This is a genomic window from Segatella salivae F0493, assembly GCF_000477535.1.
GTDB lineage: Bacteria > Bacteroidota > Bacteroidia > Bacteroidales > Bacteroidaceae > Prevotella > Prevotella salivae.
The window spans coordinates 1-515 of the sequence record NZ_AWGW01000001.1; the positions used below are offsets into that span (position 1 = coordinate 1).

Here is a 515-nt window from a genome sequence, read left to right on the forward strand (position 1 = left end):
CTCGGCGTTTACGCAGGCATTCAAAGTAAGGCGGTTGACGCGGAAACGGCAGAGGTGCGTGGAATGTTGAAAGATTTAGAGCGCTTTGCCACTGAGGTGACAGCATTAGGACTGGCGCCGGTGACGGCACAGTTGAAGACCGTGAACGATGAGTTTCAAAAGGTGTATAACACGCGACAGGAAAAGGCGGTGGACCAAAAAATGCCGGCATTGAGTGAGGTTCGTCCGCAGACCGATGCCGTCTTTGGCGTAGTTTGCCGCTACATTGAGGCCAGCTATCTCTTTGCCACAACCGACGACGACCGCGCTTTGATAGAGCATTTGGTTGACCGCATGAATCAGGAAAGTGACCACTTCAAGACTTTGCACAAACAGAGCATGGCGCAGAAGAAACCCACGCCCAAGCCTACGCCAGAGGAAGAAAATAGGCTAAAAGCAGGATTCCCAGCACTTGAACAGCAAATGGAACTTAAAAGTGGCAGCCTCTCGTTTACAGGCAAGACAAAGGGCACGGC

At 52.0% G+C, this 515-nt stretch carries 1 protein-coding gene; it reads left to right on the forward strand.

Annotation, left to right across the window (positions count from 1 at the left end; translation table 11 throughout):
- Positions 1 to 515, forward strand: a 515-nt coding sequence (locus HMPREF9145_RS13605; RefSeq protein ID WP_021824314.1) for a DUF6261 family protein, incomplete at both ends; no start/stop codon positions are given.